The organism is Clostridium cibarium, assembly GCF_014836335.1.
Lineage (GTDB): Bacteria > Bacillota > Clostridia > Clostridiales > Clostridiaceae > Clostridium > Clostridium cibarium.
In genome coordinates this window covers 75,711-95,269 of record NZ_JACSRA010000010.1, presented here as the reverse complement: position 1 = coordinate 95,269, position 19,559 = coordinate 75,711, and the positions used below count along the sequence as shown (strand labels likewise).

General features: G+C 28.8%; 18 protein-coding genes. 6 read left to right on the top strand and 12 right to left on the bottom strand.

The window, feature by feature from the left end; all coding sequences use genetic code 11:
- Nucleotides 1-6 precede the first annotated feature (6 nt).
- From H9661_RS08215 to H9661_RS08175, 9 genes are all read right to left on the bottom strand, one after another.
- Nucleotides 7-441, bottom strand: coding sequence for an aspartate carbamoyltransferase regulatory subunit (locus H9661_RS08215; protein WP_143316059.1), 435 nt, complete (start codon nt 439-441; stop codon nt 7-9).
- Nucleotides 442-1,362 carry an aspartate carbamoyltransferase gene (gene pyrB / locus H9661_RS08210; RefSeq protein WP_143316060.1) on the bottom strand — a complete coding sequence of 307 codons (921 nt, stop codon included), beginning with the start codon at nt 1,360-1,362 and terminating at the stop codon, nt 442-444.
- 347 nt (nt 1,363-1,709) lie between these two features.
- Nucleotides 1,710-3,563 (bottom strand): HIRAN domain-containing protein, encoded by a 1,854-nt coding sequence (locus tag H9661_RS08205; protein WP_191768183.1) that lies wholly within the window; start codon nt 3,561-3,563, stop codon nt 1,710-1,712.
- Nucleotides 3,564-3,721: 158 nt separating this feature from the next.
- Nucleotides 3,722-3,862, bottom strand: a complete 141-nt coding sequence (locus tag H9661_RS08200) for a hypothetical protein (protein ID WP_185966759.1) — start codon at nt 3,860-3,862, stop codon at nt 3,722-3,724.
- A gap of 225 nt (nt 3,863-4,087) precedes the next feature.
- Nucleotides 4,088-7,552 (bottom strand): pectinesterase family protein, encoded by a 3,465-nt coding sequence (locus tag H9661_RS08195; RefSeq protein ID WP_191768181.1) that lies wholly within the window; start codon nt 7,550-7,552, stop codon nt 4,088-4,090.
- 454 nt (nt 7,553-8,006) lie between these two features.
- Nucleotides 8,007-8,786, bottom strand: coding sequence for a serine hydrolase (locus tag H9661_RS08190; protein WP_191768179.1), 780 nt, complete (start codon nt 8,784-8,786; stop codon nt 8,007-8,009).
- A gap of 92 nt (nt 8,787-8,878) precedes the next feature.
- Complete coding sequence (locus H9661_RS08185) at nt 8,879-9,979, bottom strand: 6-phosphofructokinase (protein ID WP_143316063.1); 1,101 nt, start codon at nt 9,977-9,979, stop codon at nt 8,879-8,881.
- 225 nt (nt 9,980-10,204) lie between these two features.
- Nucleotides 10,205-11,056: an undecaprenyl-diphosphate phosphatase gene (locus tag H9661_RS08180; RefSeq protein ID WP_143316064.1), complete on the bottom strand. Its 852-nt coding sequence runs from the start codon at nt 11,054-11,056 to the stop codon at nt 10,205-10,207.
- 206 nt (nt 11,057-11,262) lie between these two features.
- On the bottom strand, nt 11,263-12,240 hold the full coding sequence (locus tag H9661_RS08175) for a type I phosphomannose isomerase catalytic subunit (protein WP_191768177.1): 978 nt from the start codon (nt 12,238-12,240) through the stop codon (nt 11,263-11,265).
- A gap of 447 nt (nt 12,241-12,687) precedes the next feature.
- Here H9661_RS08175 and H9661_RS08170 point away from each other — a divergent pair, with 447 nt between their 5' ends.
- A complete protein-coding gene (locus tag H9661_RS08170; protein ID WP_143316066.1) occupies nt 12,688-14,046 on the top strand; it encodes a MurT ligase domain-containing protein in 1,359 nt (452 codons plus the stop codon).
- A gap of 16 nt (nt 14,047-14,062) precedes the next feature.
- A complete protein-coding gene (locus tag H9661_RS08165) occupies nt 14,063-14,806 on the top strand; it encodes a type 1 glutamine amidotransferase (RefSeq protein WP_191768175.1) in 744 nt (247 codons plus the stop codon).
- Between the two features lie 202 nt (nt 14,807-15,008).
- Here H9661_RS08165 and H9661_RS08160 read toward each other — a convergent pair whose 3' ends face one another.
- Nucleotides 15,009-15,233 (bottom strand): hypothetical protein, encoded by a 225-nt coding sequence (locus H9661_RS08160; protein ID WP_191768174.1) that lies wholly within the window; start codon nt 15,231-15,233, stop codon nt 15,009-15,011.
- A gap of 308 nt (nt 15,234-15,541) precedes the next feature.
- Between H9661_RS08160 and H9661_RS08155 the strand changes: the two genes are divergently transcribed.
- Nucleotides 15,542-16,855 (top strand): D-alanyl-D-alanine carboxypeptidase family protein, encoded by a 1,314-nt coding sequence (locus H9661_RS08155; RefSeq protein ID WP_143316069.1) that lies wholly within the window; start codon nt 15,542-15,544, stop codon nt 16,853-16,855.
- 24 nt (nt 16,856-16,879) lie between these two features.
- Nucleotides 16,880-17,476 (top strand): flavin reductase family protein, encoded by a 597-nt coding sequence (locus H9661_RS08150; RefSeq protein WP_143316070.1) that lies wholly within the window; start codon nt 16,880-16,882, stop codon nt 17,474-17,476.
- A gap of 21 nt (nt 17,477-17,497) precedes the next feature.
- On the opposite strand, the gene H9661_RS08145 is transcribed toward H9661_RS08150, so the two are convergent.
- Together H9661_RS08145 and ppaX are read right to left on the bottom strand one after the other, a co-directional pair.
- A complete protein-coding gene (locus H9661_RS08145; protein ID WP_143316071.1) occupies nt 17,498-17,851 on the bottom strand; it encodes an arsenate reductase family protein in 354 nt (117 codons plus the stop codon).
- An 8-nt stretch (nt 17,852-17,859) separates the two neighbouring features.
- A complete protein-coding gene (gene ppaX / locus H9661_RS08140; protein WP_191768172.1) occupies nt 17,860-18,495 on the bottom strand; it encodes a pyrophosphatase PpaX in 636 nt (211 codons plus the stop codon).
- A 178-nt stretch (nt 18,496-18,673) separates the two neighbouring features.
- Between ppaX and H9661_RS20075 the strand changes: the two genes are divergently transcribed.
- Complete coding sequence (locus H9661_RS20075; protein ID WP_423738980.1) at nt 18,674-19,024, top strand: DUF5658 family protein; 351 nt, start codon at nt 18,674-18,676, stop codon at nt 19,022-19,024.
- Nucleotides 19,025-19,141: 117 nt separating this feature from the next.
- Nucleotides 19,142-19,555 carry an EamA family transporter gene (locus tag H9661_RS08135; RefSeq protein WP_143316146.1) on the top strand — a complete coding sequence of 138 codons (414 nt, stop codon included), beginning with the start codon at nt 19,142-19,144 and terminating at the stop codon, nt 19,553-19,555.
- Nucleotides 19,556-19,559 lie beyond the last annotated feature (4 nt).

Genomic DNA, 19,559 nt, shown 5'->3' with positions numbered 1-19,559 from the left:
CCTCAACTAAACTTCTGATAATTTTGTTATATCATCACAATACTCGCACCTATATGTCCCTTCTTCTTTATTCATTAGAACAAATGAATGGGGAACATATTTTTCAACTCCAGTTATGCATCTTGGATTTTTACATTTTAATATATTTGTGACTTTCTCCGGTAAATTCGGCTTTACCTTGTAAACTTCACAATTTCTAACTTCATCTATAGTTATTGATGGTGACATAAGTCCAAGAACTGTATAATCTATATCATCCCAATTATCTTTTTCAATTTTTATTATGTCTTTTCTTCCTAGCTTTTTACTCTCAGCATTCATTATCAATGCAACTCTATCTTTTGATTTATCCAAGTTTAAATAATTAAATATTTTTATTCCCATACCTGCAATAATATGATCTATTACAAGCCCATTTTTAATACTTGTTATCTCTAACATCTACACCACCCCCAAAAGCTTACACATTAACGCCATTCTTACATACATTGCATATTCTGCTTGTTTAAAATAGGCAGCTCTATTATCATCATCTACTTCAACTGCTATTTCATTCACTCTTGGAAGAGGATGCATTACAATCATATTTTCTCGTGCATATTTCATTTTCTCTGCATCTAATATATAACTATCTTTTAACCTTAAATATTCCTCTTCATTAAAGAATCTTTCTCTTTGAATCCTTGTCATATAAAGAATATCAACTTTCTCCATTACATCCTCAAGTCTCTCTACCTCCATAAACTCTATATGATTCTTTTCAATAAATTCTTGTTTAATATAATTTGGAACCTTCAATTCCTTAGGCGATACTAATACAAACTTAGTTCCTTCATATCTAGACATAGCTTTTATTAGTGAATGAACAGTTCTACCGTATTTTAAATCTCCACAAATTCCTACAGTATGCCCTCTCAAGCCTTTCTTTAAACATTCTATTGTAAGTAAATCTGCTAGTGTCTGAGTTGGATGTTGATGACCTCCGTCACCTGCATTTATTATTGGAACACCGGAATAAAGACTTGCTACCTTCGCTGATCCTTCTTTAGGATGCCTCATTGCAATTATATCTGTATATATAGATACCATTTTTATAGTATCTGCAAGGGTTTCACCTTTTGATGCCGAACTGGAATTTGGTTCCGAAAAACCTAAGATTTTGCCACCTAGTCTCATCATCGCTGCTTCAAAGCTAAATTTTGTTCTTGTACTAGGTTCATAGAAAAGAGTACCTAAAATTTTCCCATCACATATCTTTGAAAACTTTTTAGGATCGTTAATAATTTGATGTGCTAATTCGAAGATTTCATCTAGTTCTTCTACTGAAAAATCCATTGGGTCTATTAAATGTTTATTCATCATTAATGTTCTCACTCCTTCTTAACTTCTCCGAGCTAAAATTAAAGGTTATATATTTGAATATATGTTAATGTTTTTATTACCTTGCATTAACTGTATATTTAAATCAACATATTACATAAAAAAGCCTTCCTTTAATTTAAAGGAAGGCGTAATAATCCTAGTTCATAATGGTTTAAATAACTTTCCTTACTGACCTCTCTGGATCAAATTAAAGGTTTTTCTTTCGTTAAGAATACCACCTAATGAATCTATTGTCAATGTTATCATATAATAAATTTATTTAAAGCAATGAAAAGATAGAGTTAATATTATTACCACTAACTTCAAATAATAAATTTACTTAAACTTTAATTCAAAAATCCTCCAGTGTTACTTCCATGCAACATCGAAATAGTATCATTTATAGATTCAATTACATCCTTATAGCTTAAATATATTCTTGTTTTTATAGAATTATTTTCAAGATTATATTTTTCAATTTTACCATATAAATATTTTTTACCTTTTAACAAATTACTTAAAATATAATTATCGCTTCTTGAAATGTAACCAATAACGAACCCACTTTCTCCTGCGACTTTAATCGCTCTATTATCATAAGAATTATTTTCTTCTATTTGCAAATAAAATATCTTACTATTTTCAAGCTCATCCTCTAATGATCTTCTATATCTATATTGACATCCTACTACATCTGTTGTTAATAAATAAACATCACTAATATGTTCATTTATAGATTTATTGTTTATATCTATATATTCCTTTTTCCCTTCTTCACAACTAAACAACAATGTTTTCATCTTAAACTTTACCTCTTCATTTGGTTCACTATTATAAGCTACTTTTATTTCTTCTAACTGCTGTTCATTAAGTTCATCCTTATACCTAGAAAGATAGTTTATAGCTTCAGCTCTAATCTTGTTAATCTCTCCACTTAAGGCTTTTAATGCAATTTCCTTACCATATGGATAGATATCTTTTAATGATTTAATTAGCAAAGAAAATATAATAGATATTATATTTTCTTTGCTTAGTTCCTTATCATCTATATCTTGTGCCCCTCTACAAATTTTATCTATACAAAAATGATTTGTGAAATAATTTAAAAGTTTTAATTTATCTTCCCTTCTGCCCTCTTCAATTAGATAGCAGTATATATTAAAATCTTTATGATCTCTTTCTAAATATAGAAATAAATCTTTATACTCTAATTGATAATCATAAAAATCTGCCAAAGCAATAACATCTTCACTTAATCCTTCTTTATCTTTAATCCCCTTCTTAAACACATCAATCCATTTCTCATCTTCCAATAAGTTATTTAATTCTTTTTCCAACTCTTCTATATCACACTCTAGAGTTTCATCTTGAGCTATTCCTTCTCTTATTAAGAAAATTGAATTTAGATTTTCAAAATTATCGCCAATACTATTTACTAAGGAAAGATAATTTCCAATTAGATTATATTTAGATTTAATTATAGAAAATTCATTTTTCCTTAAATAGCTGCATATTAAATATGACAAATTATCTAACCTTTTCTTATCAATATTTTCTAAATATCTTTCTAAATTAATAGTAGTAAAAATATAATTAATTAAAAGTTCTTCATATATCTCGTCTTTATATCCTTCTTCAATCATATACGAAACTATTTTAGGACTAAAATATTCTATATTAGTTATAGCAAATACTTTAATAGTTCCTTTAGATTTCTTTGAAAGTTCAACTAAATAATTATTATATCCCTTAAGGTTTCTAATAGTATTCATTAAATAAAAAATATATTCCCCACTTCTAGAAAAAACATCAAAAAGCTCCGGTAATTTTTCTTCCGATAGATATCTACTAGATAAGATTAATCCTAATTTTACATGCCAAGGAGTCTCTGATTTATATATTAAATTTTCTGTAAACTCTCTTACCCATACTTCATTCAATACATTTTCCATAATTAAAATATTGATCTTATTTATAAGTGGATTCATATAATAAATTAATAGAATATCCTCTAAGTGAAACTTAGGGTATAAAATATTTTTATCGTATATATCTTTTATTTCTTCAATGAGATAATCCGCTAGATCTAATTGTTCATTAACTGGCATACTTTCAGAAATGTAAATATACTCTAGCTCTTTTTTACCTAAATCATATTTATATTCCTTTAATGTTCTTAATTCTTCGAAGATACTACCCATATTTTCACCATCCTTTAGCTAAATATTTTACCTTTAACAAATTTAAATCATTATACAAAATTTATATGATTTTGTAAATAAATCCTAACAATCATATACCTCTACAAAAAGAGGAAGAATTGCATCATTCATTGAATTTCTCCCTCTTCTCAAAAATATTATTTTCTCTTTTGCTTTCTCGTTGCATTATTGTCTTCTTTATAAATTTCATCACATTCTTTGTTAATTGTTTCTTCCGCTTTATTCATTTCATTATTTCCAAAATCAATCATCTTAGGTTCTATCCATGAATCCTCCATATATATACCTCCAAATTGATTTGCATAAGCTTTTTTACTAAGTTGATTTTTAGTAAAGCGATTAACTATACAATAACTTATAATATATCTATTCATATTATCCTAAATGTATTCTAAGTTCTTTACAAAAACAAAAGGTTACTTTAAAAATAAATTTTTTAAAGTAACCTTCTAAGCTCTACAGAAGATAAATTATATATCCTACTAAATTTCTGTACATAACTCTTATCTTCTTTTTCTACTAATAATCGTACCTATTAACGAAGCAAATCCTAATCCAAAAACTCCCAACGCCCCTACATCTCCTGTTTTTGCACTACTAACTTTTTCTAAACCATTATTAGTTTCAGTTGATATAACTTCGCCTGCTGTCTTTTGTATTATAGATTTCCTATCCCCTTTAGTATTTTCTTTTTTAGGATCAGTATTATCTCCAAAGATATTATCAACCAAAACCATATAACTACCTAAATCTATATTATTATTACTATCTCTTCCTATAGTTTTAGGCATTTCTGTGCTCTTAAATGCTGATGCTTCAATTCTTTTACCATCTATATTCTCAGTATCTGTGCCATTATAAAAGTAATTATTTTCTCCTCTTACCATATCAGGAACTGAATCTGCTTTACCAGCTATAGTTCTATAAGAAATATTATTTTTCAATTGGTAATTAAGAATAGCTCCTGTATAATAATCCAAGCTATAGTTAACATCATTATCTACCGATATACAATTTTCCACTATAATTGCAGGATTACTATTTCCAGTTATCCCTGCAGCACAGTTTCCGAAGGATATTGAATTTTTAAGAGCATGTTTAACTGGTATACCTTCACCACCAAGCTTAAATCCATTACCATCTCCTTTTGTAAGAGTTCCATCAGTTAGCTTTCCATTTTGATAAGCTACACAATTCTCAATTAAAACAGGATCAATTGATCCAACTTCAAGTTTTGAAAACAAATCCCATCCATCATCACAATTATTATGAGATATACAACCTCGGAATACATTTCCAGATCCGACACTGATTTTTGCTGCAAATCCATCTGCATTATTCATTGCTCCATCCATATTATCATACGATTCGCAATTTAGAATTAGATTATTTTTAGGCCACTTATTTTTTGAATCGTCTAGTGATCCACTAATTTGCAGACCTGTATCTCCATTTTTATAAGTTTTAACATCTTCTACTATGTTATTATTACCTGATACTGTTATTCCATGTTGTTTATCTGCTGTATTACATAAATCAATACCATATACATGCCAGTAACTTCCTCCTATTGTTAATCCATCACATGTTTTGTTAAAATCAAAAGTAGCTCTTTTACCATCATAGGTAGTTAATGTTTTCATTTTTTCTGCAGTACCACTATTATCTTTATTTATTTTCAATGGTGATTTTAAACTATAAGTTCCACCTTTAACTTTGATAGTTTGTCCATCATTTGTATATTTTAATGCCGTGCTAATATCTATTGGGTTATCAATTGAACCACTTCCATTTGCTGTACCTTCTTGAGAAACGTATACATCTCCATTTTCTACTCCATAACTCTTATATAATACATTATGAGTAATTGTTCTAGGAGTTACATCTGCATTGATTGATGTTTTAGCAGGTATATAAGTTATCTCAAATTGATTTGTTCTAAGATTAAGCTTTGTATCTATATTTAATTCTTCATTCTTTTGAACTTTACTATCATAAATTAAGTTACCATCCTGTTTAACACTTATATTTCCTTCTACTGTATTATTTAGAGACAACTTATATTTAGAAGATCCTGTATCCTTTGATGATAATACATTTACAGCAGGAACTACTACTTGTTCAGGTTCTGGCAATCCTTTTGGATCAGTTGCTACATCTGAAGTTGTAAAATTAATGTTGGAGACAGTAATTGATGCTATACGAGCAGTAAAAAACCCAACATATATTTTATTATCTATTACTTCTAATTGTTTTGGTCTATAATATGTTATTTCTTCACCATCATCAATACTTGCAATATATCCAGTATTTGTTTTTTTGAGTTTTAACTTATATGTTGATGTACCATCATTAGCCGGTCTTCCACTGAACACGTGTGGATTTTCCATCGTAATTTTTCCGCTAAGATCTTTTGTTACTCCATTTCTAAATACAGACATCATCTTAGCTTGGTACCCTCCAACAAGTGCCATATTTGATGGGCTAACTGAAGCATCATTTTCCACACCTAATATATCTCTTGCCATAATTCCAAATCCACATTGATTATCTGGCTTTATCTTTTCAAAGAAATTAACCTTTACATCAGCTGATATTTCAAAGTTTTTAGATGCATCTACTTCAGTGTAATAATAGGAAATACCATCATTAGATCCAGCAATCTTTCCTCCAGGATGTGTACCATCTTTTCTACCCGAAGTTAATGTTACAGTCTTATTCTTATCATCAACTTGAACAGTGTTATTTTCTTCAGATGTTGTTGCCCCAAACCTTGTAAAATTCCATTTAACTTGTTCTGATTGATTTGTTGCATTAGTTGAAAAGTTACTGTTAATTGAATTTAATTCATTTACTCTGCTATTCACATCCCAACCAGCAAATACTTTTTCCTTTGTAAACTCACTAGCCTCTACATCTGATAGCACTTTTCTAATTGCATTTGATTTAGCACCTTCACCTGTACTTCCATACTCACACATAAAGTTATCTTTTGGTAACTGTCCGTTCATTTGTGACCAGCCTTCTTCAGATATATGCTTTCCCATTTCGCAATTTTTATATACAACACTTGATTTTACTTGAGTCTTTACACTACTTGGATGCCATGGTCTTCCTAAATATACACTTCCTGCATCATCTATGTTACTTGTTAATTTTGAATTTAAAAACAAGAATCCATACGAAGTATCCACCAAAGTGCTTGGAGCCGCTACATATCCTTTAGGAGTAACACCTTCTCTTTCTACAGAATTTATTTCACAATTCTCAAATACTGCAGTAGCTGCACCAAAGATAAAGTCAACATCTCCTTGAATAAAACAATTATAAAAATATTGTTTATTTTTATTTGCATATAATGTATCTTGATTTCCTATAAGATTACAATTTACAATAACGCTTTGATCAGCTTCATTTTTTAGTGCAACAGCTTGCTTCTTTTCCATGTCTGCATGAGCTATTTCGTCAAAAGAATTTTCTATTGTTAAATTTACAGCTGAAAAACCTGTTGCTAATGGCCCTACTGTAACACTAGCTGAACCTGTTGTTCCATAAGTTGTTATCCCATCTCCCCCATGTTCAGTTAACTTAGTAGTACCAGCTGCTGCATCATAAGTTAAAATTGTCTTATCTTTACTTTCACCTTTTAATATTACATTTGGTTGTGTAACATTAATTTTTTCTTTATATGTACCATTCTTTATATAAATAATAACTTCACTTGTATTATCTTCTGGCACTGAATTTATAGCAGCTTGTACCGTACTAAACATCTTTATTTTATTTACTTCTTGTCCATTAACTCCGGTATATTTTCCATCAACAATCACATTAATTTTTTTACTTTTTATAACGTTTTCAGAAACTGCATTATTTATCACTTCACCCTTTGCTGTAGTTGGACTTACTAATCCTTGGGAAACAATGATGGTTGCACAAATTAAAATTGATAAAAATTTTTTTCTCATCTACATCTTCTCCTTAAAAATAGTTTCATATTTTAGCATATTGTTACATGTTGTATACCAATACGTATTTTCCTCTTTTTTCCATTTTATATTTTTTATATTACTTCCAAATTGGTATATTAAACGATTTTAGCTATATTTTACTATAAATTTTACAGAATATCAAACAAAAAATATATTTTTTGTTTTTTTAGCTAAATCTTTTCTCTTTTTTTCACGGATAAATATTCAATAATATATATCTATCCACATGATGTATACTAGAAATCTCTTTGAAAACATATTATTAATCATGCATATGAAGAACTATCAATAAACATTACATATAAAAAAGGCTTTTAACTTGTATATATTATAAATCACTTAAATATTTTACATATCATTTCAAGCTAAAAAACTATTATTGAAAATAAAAAAATAACCCCTAGATTCCTAGAGGTTATGCCACTTTGAGTCAATGCCAGTTATTCATGATATTATCCCACATCATTTTTCCGCATTTTGCTAAAGTCACTGTTCCATATACACTGTTTGGTATACAACTTGATAAAACTGTAAATACGAATGTGCCTTTCTGCACTTGTATTAATGCTGTATCATTTTCTACACCTTTTTTATCTCCAGTTTTACTTGAAATCTCAAACTTTAAATCGTCTGGAATATAAAGTGCCAACTTGTTCTTTATTTGTTGTCTTCTCAATATATCAACAAGCATTGTACTATTTTCTTTATTTAGGAAGGTACCCTTATATAAGTGTCTCCATACAGTTGAAAGATCATATGCAGTTGTTATATTTTCTATATTATTTTTTCTATTTCTTTCATCATTTGTCTTTCTATTTAGAGATGTATTCCTCAATCCCATTTTATTTATATCTGTATTTATTACATCAATTCCCACTATATCAATTATTTTGTTTGCAGCAGTATTATCGCTTTGTATAAGCATAGCAACTAAAAGTTCAAATACTGTATATTCTCTTTCATCAAATTCATGAATTATTCCTGTCCCAAAAACCTTATCTTCTCTTTTTATTTGAATTCTATCCATAAATCCTACTTTTTTATCTTCTACAGCTTTTATTAACGAAACAGCAATAGGAAGTTTCATACACCCCGCTGCAACCATTTGTACGTTTTCATTATAACCATAAACAAAACCGCCTGATAGATCCTCAAAAAAGAATCCATAACTCCCTATTCTTGACTCTAAATATCTCTTTATCTCTTTCATAATACCCTCCTATGAATCAACCCTCTTTTGAAACTTTAAATAAATTTATATCACCAAAGCACTAACTCAAACGAATTAGTGCCCATTGCTATCTAGTCTCCAAAGGATGTGCCTATCTTTTTGGCTATCATAACTAATTCCCCTTTAGGACTTACTTGTTTAGTTTTTTGACCAATTACATTTTCTAAACTATCTGAAGATATTTTATCACCTTTAAGACAGACCATTTGCCCAAACTTTCCTTCATTAATCAATTCTACCGCTGCCACGCCATATCTAGTAGATAATATTCTATCAAAAGTAGATGTTGTTCCTCCTCTTTGAATATGCCCAAGAACTGTACATCTTACTTCATGATCTTTTATTAACCGCTCTAAATCATCAGCAAGCTTATTTCCTATGCCTCCTAATCTAATTGGGTCTGGACTATCCTTAACTATTTTCGATACTACAACATCTCCATCTTTCGATTTAGCTCCTTCTGCCACAACTATAATTGTAAACAATTTACCTTCACTTTTTCTTTGTTCAATTTTCTCAACAATTTTATTAATATCATAAGGTATTTCAGGAAGTAAAATTACATCCGCAGATCCAGCAATACCTGATTCTAGGGCAATCCATCCCGCATTTCTTCCCATTACTTCGCAAATCATAATTCTATGGTGAGATTCAGCTGTAGTATGAAGTCTATCCAAAGCTTCGGTAGCCACATCAATTGCTGTATTAAATCCAAAAGTTACATCAGTTGATGCTAAATCATTATCTATAGTTTTTGGCACTCCTATAACTTTAACGCCTTTCCTTGAAAAATCTCTAGCAGATGTTAATGTTCCATCTCCACCAATAACAACTAATACATCCACTCCTTCTTTTTTTAAATTTTCAACAGCTACATCAGATACATCTTTCCTAACCATTTTCCCATTTTCAAGTATCTGATAATCAAATAGGTTATCCTTATTTGAGCTATAAAGAATTGTTCCACCCTTGCTAAGTATACCAGATACAGTTTCAAGTGTTAGAGGAATAAAATCATTATTATACAACCCTCTATACCCAAACTTATATCCAATCACTTCATATCCACAATTTAATATTGCAGTTCTTGTAACAGCTCTAATAACCGCATTAAGCCCAGGACAATCTCCGCCCCCTGTTAACAAAGCTATCTTTTTAATTTTCTCAGCCATTTTAAATCCCCCTCTACCCATAAACTAACACTCGTCAATTGTCTTTATTTTCTGACAATTTTCTTAAAAAAAATATAAAGATATCGTCTACATTTAGCATGACAAATATACCTCTTATAAGCATTATGATACCACAATTATTTCCAACTTAAAAGTACTTTGTATATATTTTATCAATATGTACAAATACCTAAGATAAATTTTGTTTATCTTAGGTATTCTAAATTATAATGTAATCACTTTTGTAAACACTAATATTGCTAATAATATCCCTGCAGCTACTCTATATACTGCAAATACTCTCATTGGTCTCTTCTGTAAAAAAGCTACAAATCTATCCATAACCACTAAAGATACTAAAAATGCAACTACAAATCCTACAACCAAAGCTACCCAAGTTGTTGTATTCATAACGGAATAATCAAATTCAAATAGATCTTTTCCTGATGAACCTATCATAGCTGGAATAGCTAAGAAGAATGAAAATTCAGCTGCTATCGGAGTTGATATACCAGCTATCCACCCTCCCATAATAGTAGATGCACTTCTAGACATACCTGGCCACATAGAAAGTACTTGGAACAAACCTACTTTGACAGATTGAATTGGTGTTATATTATCAATATTTTTTGTAGCATGTTTTCTTTTTCTAAACATATTTTCAATTATTATAAGTAATATACCACCAACTATAAAACCAATTATAACTGCTTCTGGTCTAAACAAGCTCTTAATTTTACTATAAAATAGAACGCCTACAATTCCTGCTGGAATAGATCCTATAATTACATTTATCCCAAATCTAAAACCTGTTTTTCCTTCCCTCCCACCAGTAAATATAAATTTAAAAAACTCTATAACACTGTCCTTAATCTTTTTCCAATATAAAACTACTACTGCTAATATTGCTCCTAATTGAATTACTACTTCAAACATTTTTACAAAATCACCAGTAAAATTAATTGCTGCCCCAACTAAAATCATATGACCAGTAGAAGAAACTGGTATAAATTCCGTCAAACCTTCGACTATAGCTATTATTATCGCTTTAAATATAAAAACAAAATCTAATCCCACTCATATCACTCTCTTTCTTAAAATTACCGTTTAATTATACTTACTAAATAGTTTATTGTCTATTTTATTCATTTATTTTTAATATTATCTTGAATAATTATTAAGAAATAAAGAAAAAACAAATTAATTTATAATTAGCTTGTATTAACTAAAGATATCCACTCAGAACATTATTTTTTTACTCCGAGCGGATCTCATTACAACATTTACTTTATTACTCTACCTAAAATTTCTTTTTTCTCTTTATCAAAATCTGGCACATAGCTCTTTAACAAGGTAAATTTTCCTTCAAGTACATACTTCCCCAAATATGCTGGAATTAGTATACTATCCCCAAATTTAATTTCTAATTCATACTCCAACGATTTTATTTTTCCTTCTCCATCAACACAAGTAAACAAATAAAATCTATCTTTATCACTATACTCTACCACTTTTGTTTTCACAACATACTTTTGTATTGTAAAAAACTCACTTAAACACAAAATAATTTTATCATATCCATCTTCATTATATGTTATTCCCTTTACATCTTCTGATTTTAAATTAAAATCAATCACATCAAGAGCCCTATCTATATGAATTTCTCTACCACGATTATAATCATAAACCCTATATGTTGTATCACTACTTTGTTGTATTTCAGCAACAGTTACACCTTCACATATTGCATGCACAAGTCCACTTTTTACATAATAGAACTCACCTTTTTTAACAGGAATCACATTTAAATACTTATCTAACTCACCTTTTTCAAGTGCCTCTCTAAAGTTCTCTTTGTTACACTCCTTTGTTCCCATAACTAAGCTCGCACCTTCTTTTGCATCAATGATATACCAAGCTTCAGTTTTACCTAAATCTTTTTCAACCTTTTCTGCATACTCGTCATCTGGATGAACTTGAACTGATAATTTATCCTTTGCATTGATAATTTTTATTAATAAAGGAAACTTTTCCTTATCAATCTTTCTCCCGATTATTTTTTCCCCATTACTTTCAATAAGTTCTTTAAAACTAGTTCCTTTGAATTCTCCATTTGCAACTATTCCAATACCATTTTTATGACAAGCTATATCCCAGCTTTCACCTATATTGCCATCTGGAACATCAGTTCTAAATTTCTCCAATTCCCTTCCGCCCCATATTCTTTCATAATATAAACTTTCAAATTTTATTGGATACATTCTATTACCTCCTATTACTTAATTTCACAGAACAACAGATATTTAAATAAATTATAAAGCCATCTTTATAATATTTAAATTTATAAAACTCATCTATATTCCTATTTTTTTCTAGTATACTTCACAAAAAAAACTATTTCAATTATCATTTTCCCTTTTAATATACTCTAGCTTCATTAACCTAGATATTAATTTATGAATATTAACTTCTAATTTGAATCATATCTATATAAAAATATTATTTTTTACAATTACTCTTTGTATTATTAATTCTTTTTTGTATATTCTCATAATATCCGGAAGATGTTCTACTTACAACCTAAAGCCCTATACATTGTCATAATTAAAAATCTATCAAAAATACATTGATGACAAAATGTGGTTTGTGCTATACTTAATGTCAAAGTTTAAAATTATGACATAATAATTTATATAGCATTTAAGGTGGTGATTAAGATTAATATAAAATCAATTTTAGGTGTTTTAGCAGGTAAATTGACTATCTTTTTAACAAAGCATTTACTTAAAGGAGGAAGTACTTTTCCTGGTACAGTAGCCTTAAAATTTGACAAACAAATCTTAAATAAAATAGCAAAGGGCTACAAGGTAATTTTAGTTACTGGAACTAATGGTAAAACTACTACTACCAGTATGATATCTAATATTTTTAAAGCAAAAGGGTATAGAGTGATTACAAACAATACTGGTGCAAATCTTTTTAGAGGTGTTGTTTCTTGCTTTATTGATAACTACAGATTTTTTAAAAGTAATGAAGGAAGTTATGCAATTATTGAAGTAGATGAGGCTAATGTAAAATTTGTTACAAAATACATAGAGCCTGAAATTATTACCATAACAAATTTATTTAGAGATCAATTAGATAGATATGGTGAAGTTTACACAACTCTTAATAAGATTTTAGAAGGAATTATAAAAGTACCTAATACCAAGTTAGTATTAAATGGAGATGATTCTCTATTTGGGAAACTTGATGTTCCAAATAAAACTATATATTACGGCTTTAACAAAACTTTGAATGATGAAACTGCAATTGATATAAACGCAGATGCAAAGTTCTGTAAGTTTTGTAAATCTCCTTATCAATATAACTTTATAACATATAATCACTTAGGAGACTTCTATTGTCCAAATTGTCATTATAAGAGAGCCAAGCTCAAGTACGCTATTGAGGATATATTAAATTTGGCTCCTGATCATTCAACTGTAATGATTAATGAAACAAAAGTTACAATAAGCCAGTCAGGCCTATATAATATTTATAATGGCTTATGTGCCTATGCTATTGGAAAAGAAATGAATATAGATAATAATTGCATTGCTAACTCTCTTGGGAAACAAGATTCAAGCTTTGGTAGACAAGAGGAAATTCTTATAGAAGGAAAAAAAGCTAAGATTATCTTAGTTAAAAATCCTGCTGGTTATAATCAAGCTTTAGATACTCTTTGTTTAAATACAGAGAATTTTTCAACACTATTTATGTTGAATGATAATTACGCTGATGGCACTGATGTATCTTGGATCTGGGATGTAGATTTTGAAAAATTATCAAACCTCCCTATTAAAGATATATTCATTTCAGGTACTCGATTATACGATATGGCAGTAAGATTAAAAACTGCCGGCCTAAATTCTGATTCTTTTATAGTAGAATCAGGTTACGAAGAATTAACTGAAAAAGTAAAAAATTCTTCTACAGATAGAATTTACATCCTAGCTACTTATACAGCTATGATTAATTATAGAAAATATCTACACTCAAAAGGCTATATCAAAAAGCTTTGGTAGAGATTAGGAGGTAATTATGGAATTAAATATCTGTCATCTTTACCCAGATTTATTAAATGTTTATGGCGATGTAGGTAATATTTTAATTTTAAAAAATAGAGCTGAAAGCCGTGGAATAAAAGTGAATGTTATTAATATTTCTTTAAAAGATGATTTTAAAAGTGATGAGATGGATATAGTTTTCTTTGGTGGTGGTCAGGACTATGAACAATCAATTGTTTCCGAAGACTTAAAAAACAATAAGCAAGAAGAACTATCTAAATACATTGAATCCGAAAAAGTTTTTCTAGCAATTTGTGGCGGATATCAACTTCTTGGCAAATATTATAGAGCTCCAAACGGAGAAAAACTAAAAGGTCTTGGTATATTGGATATATATACCGAGGGTGGAGACACAAGGTTTATCGGTAATACAGTAATCTATAACGAAGATACAAAGGAAACATATGTTGGTTTCGAAAATCATTCAGGCAGAACATATATTAACAATTTAAAGCCTCTTGGTAAATGTATTTATGGTTATGGAAATAATGGCGAAGATGGCAATGAAGGATGCATATATAAGAATACATTTTGTACATACTTTCACGGATCTCTTTTATCTAAAAATCCTGAACTTGCAGACAGAATGATAAGACTTGCTTTAGAAAAAAAATATGAAAATGTAACCTTAGATCCATTAGATGATACTTTTGCATTAAAAGCAAAAGAAAGTATAATTGACAGCTACAAATCAGAAAATTGGAACAAACAGAATTAATCCATTGTATAAAGTGGCAAGTTTGCTAAAAGTAGCCTATATCTTATTCAAATTAAATTTTTAAGATATAGGCTATTATTTTTATTCCTTTCTTATCACTTTCAAGTACAGATTAGGAGAATTATATAAAAAAATAAGGTAAATCATCTTTAACACGACTTACCTTACTTTCATAACGCTGTAACTAATTAACGTTTTTTATCTACACCTTAACTCCAGCCATCTCATCTGAAATAGGGATTAATTTATCTCTTAAAAAACCTCTTTCTTTTATAGCATAAAAATAAAAATCATCTCCGACTTTGCATCGAATATTTTCATTTTTCACTATGTTATATTTTTTACCGTTATAATCTACACCTACATAATATTTATTAGTTTCATCCTTTATCATACATCTAAATGCATCGCTCACTTTTAATTTCATCCCCCACCACAGTATTACTATATCATTATATCATAAAATAGATTATTTTTTGACTATTTTTTTATTCTTTACTATTTTTATTTTTATATTCTTAAATTATCTTGTATTATTTTTACAAACTTCTTTATCAAAAACAAACTTATATATATAATTTCAATTTTATGGTACTTTTTTCATTGCAATTATTACAAAATTATTATATATACTTCTTTAGCTAATTTATATGCGGTTTTTTATTGTTATTAATTTTCATAAATGCTATACTTATAAATGTTTTTAAGTATATTTTTGGGATGGGGAGATAAATCATGACTAAAAGAAAATTATTCAAAACTATTACATTAGCTCTTTCCATAGCTTTATTAACGCCTTTTGCTAATAAAGTTCAAGCTAAGGAAGATGGAAGTAGCATAAATATTGTATCACAAGCAGCTATAGTTATGGATTATGATACAGGAGAAATAATTTACGAAAAAAATGCAAACGAAAAAAAATTCTTAGCAAGCACGACCAAATTAATGACTTCATTACTTTTTGCTGAGCATAATAAAAAAACAGACACTATTACTTACACTGAATCAGCTAAAATCCAACCGCCATATACCCTTGATTCTGAAAAGATGAAACCTTATGGAAAGTCTTTTAAAGTTGGAGATACACTATCTGCTGACATAGTTATGAAAGGTCTTTTACTATTCTCAGGAAACGATGCCGCTTATATGATTTCTGATGCAGTTGGTGGAAGTAAAGAAGGCTTTGCCAAAATGATGAACGATAGAGCTAAACAATTAGGATTAGATAACACACACTTTGAAAATCCTAATGGACTTCCTGAAAAATCTTCTGATGGAAAAGAACACGATGTTAACTATTCAACTGCATATGAACTAGCTCTATTAACAAAAGCAGCTTATGAAAATGATTGGGTAAAAGAAACAGTTCAGCTTCATAACGCTGATGTTATTCTACCTGGAAATACACGAGTAAAATTAGAAAACAGAAATACAGAATTAGGAAAAAACGGAAACATAGGTGGAAAAACTGGTATAACAGATGAAGCCGGTACATGTTTTTCTGGAGTTTATGAAAGAAATGGCAAGAAATATCTAGCAGCAGTTTTAAAGTCAGATAGAAATAGTGATTCAAAAAGATTTGAAGATATAGATGCCATAATGGATTATAGCGAAAATGCTAATAGAGAAGTTTATAAAAAATCTGGTGAAGAAGTTGGAACTGCTGAACTTCAATATAAAATGTTTAAGTTCTTTGGACCTACAAAAACTATAACTGCACCTATTGTATTAAAAGAAGATGTTATGTTATATAACAATTCAATTAATAATAATGAAGCTGTTATTAACGTAAATTCTGAAGAAAATGATGCTTGGAAAGTTGCATCAGAAGATTCAACAAAGCTTACAGTTTCAGTTAAACAATTTTCTACAGATGTAAAAGGAAAAGTTGATGTAAGTACTGGTAGCCTTATTAAAGCTAATATTATACCATACATTGCTTTACTTGCTGTAGTAATCATTGCAATTGTTTTAGTTTTAGCTATCGTTAAAATGATAAAAAATAGTGGCAAAAAGAAAAGAAAAAGTTATAAGAGAAGAAGATACTAATGCACAAGATAGAAAGAGGTTCTCATGAATAAAGTTAATTTTAAAGGTAGTGTAATGCTAAATCCTACTCCTGTTGTTTTGGTTACAACAAAAAATAGTGATGGTAAAATTAATGTATTCACTATAGGTTGGGTAAGTACTGTTTGTACTAAACCACCAGTAATGGCTGTAGGAATTAGACCTGAAAGATTATCTTATGATTATATAAAAGAAAGTATGGAATGTGTTATTAATCTTACAACTCGGGATATGGTAAAGATTGTTGACTATTGTGGAGTGAAAACAGGTAAAAAGGAAGATAAAATAAAACATTTTGACCTTGAACTTGATTCTGGAGTAAGTATTTCTACTCCTTCCCTAGCAATATCACCAGTTTCCTTAGAATGTAAGGTTAAATCCATAACACCTTTAGGTACTCACCATATGTTCCTACTGGATATAACTAATGTTAAAGTAAACGAAAATCTTATTGATAATAACGGCAAAATATGCTTTGATAAAGCTAATTTAATTTGTTATAGTCATGGAGAATATTTCGGACTTAATCCGAAACCATTAGGATCTTTTGGGTACTCAATTAGGAAGAAAAATAAACCTAACAAAAAAAGTCAGAAAAAATAATTCTGACTTTTTTTATTTTAACTATTTATTTGAAGATGCAATCCATTCATCCCAAACTTCAGGTTTAAATCCTAAAGTTGCCATTCTTCCATTTCTAACTACAGGTGTAGCTATTAAACTTTGATCTTTAAAAAGTATTTCTTCCTTCACATCAGAACTTCTCACATTACTTATATTGGATTTCAGATAATTTTTTGATTTAACATTTATTAGTTCATTAATTCCAACAGCAATTTTTACTGAATTTAACTCTCCTTTACTCATACCTTTTTCTTTCATATCAATTAATTGATATTTTATCCTTCTCTCTTTAAAGAATCTTTCAGCTTTTTTTGTATCAAAGCATTTTTTTGTTCCAAAAATCTGTATATTCATATTTCCTCCTAAATCAATTCTAATAAATCTAATGGTTTCTTAATTAGATAGCTTGGCTTAATTTTTATTAATTCGCTTAATTGTAAAGCTGTATATTCTACACCACATGTAAGACATCCTGCATTCTTACCACACAGAATATCATATGGACTATCACCTACCATTATAGCTTCTTTAGGCAAAACACCTAACATTTCACAAGCTTTTAAAGCAGGATCCCCTTCTGGCTTATGTTTAATAGTATCTTCTGGAGAAATTATCACATCCATATACCCTATCAATTCACCCAACTCTAGTCCTCTTTTTGCTAATTCCTTTCTCTTAGAAGTAACTATACCAATTTTTATCGCTCTCTCTTTTAAAGCAAGTAATAATTCTTTTACCCCCTCAAAAGGCCTACACATATTATCATGGTAAACTTTATTGTAATTTCTATATGAATTTATCAGATTCTCTAATAAATCTTCATTATCTGTATATTTAATAAGACTAGTTTTTAAAGGTTTCCCATAAAGTAATGTAATTTCTTCTTTAGGTAACTCTATATCTAAAACTTCCTTAAATGCTCTACAAAACGAATCATAAATTAAATCATTAGTATCAAGTAATGTTCCATCTAAATCAAATAAAACTGCTTTAATCATTTCTAAAACCTCTTTCTGTCTTCAACATTTGTTGCTACGTTTAATACTTTCACTATAAAATATAGCTTATATTAATTAATAGGTAAAGTTTTTTGCTATTAAAAGATTATAATTTTCAACAATATTATAAATGAATATAAAAATTATAAACTGCCTATACTTATAATGAGGTGGTTTAATGAAGTCCTTTATCACAGGTTTTAATCTGAACAATATAAAAATAAAATTTATTATTCTATATATTTTTAATGTAACAGATATATTTTTCACTTTAATTCTATACAAAACAGGGTATTTCTTAGAAGCTAATCTATTTATGAGACCAATTATAAGTGATGAACTCTTATCTATATTTGTTAAACTAACAATACCTGCTTTTCTCCTAATAATACTTAATTTTAGAATACAAAAAGCCACAAATTCTGAACTTAAAAAATCTAATATTATTATCTTATCTATATTATTAATTTATATATTTATAAACATTTCCCATTTGTTATGGATACTTTATTATATATTTTTAATTTAATTTCTTTATCTCCTAGTTCATTAATCCCTTCGATTTTGTTATATAATTAATTTAGTACTATCTTAGTAGGAGGTTATTACTATGAAAAAATTACTTAACTTAAAAGGAGGAACAAATATGTGGTTTATTTTCGCACTTTTATCTGCATTTTTTGCAGCACTTACTTCTATATTGGCTAAAATAGGAATCGAAAATATAAATTCAAATCTAGCTACTGCTATTCGAACTATTGTTGTACTTGTTATGGCTTGGGGATTAGTCTTTATTACCGGCACACAAAATCAGGTATCAAGCATATCTACAAAAAGTTGGACTTTCTTGATTCTTTCTGGTATAGCTACTGGTCTTTCATGGCTTTTCTATTATAAAGCCCTTCAGCTTGGCAATGCTTCAAAAGTTGTTCCTATAGATAAATTCAGTGTAGTGATAAGCATGATACTAGCATTTATTATTTTAAAGGAAACTATTACACTAAAAACCATAATTGGTGGTATATTAATTACAGCTGGAACTTTTGTTATGATACTATAATTAA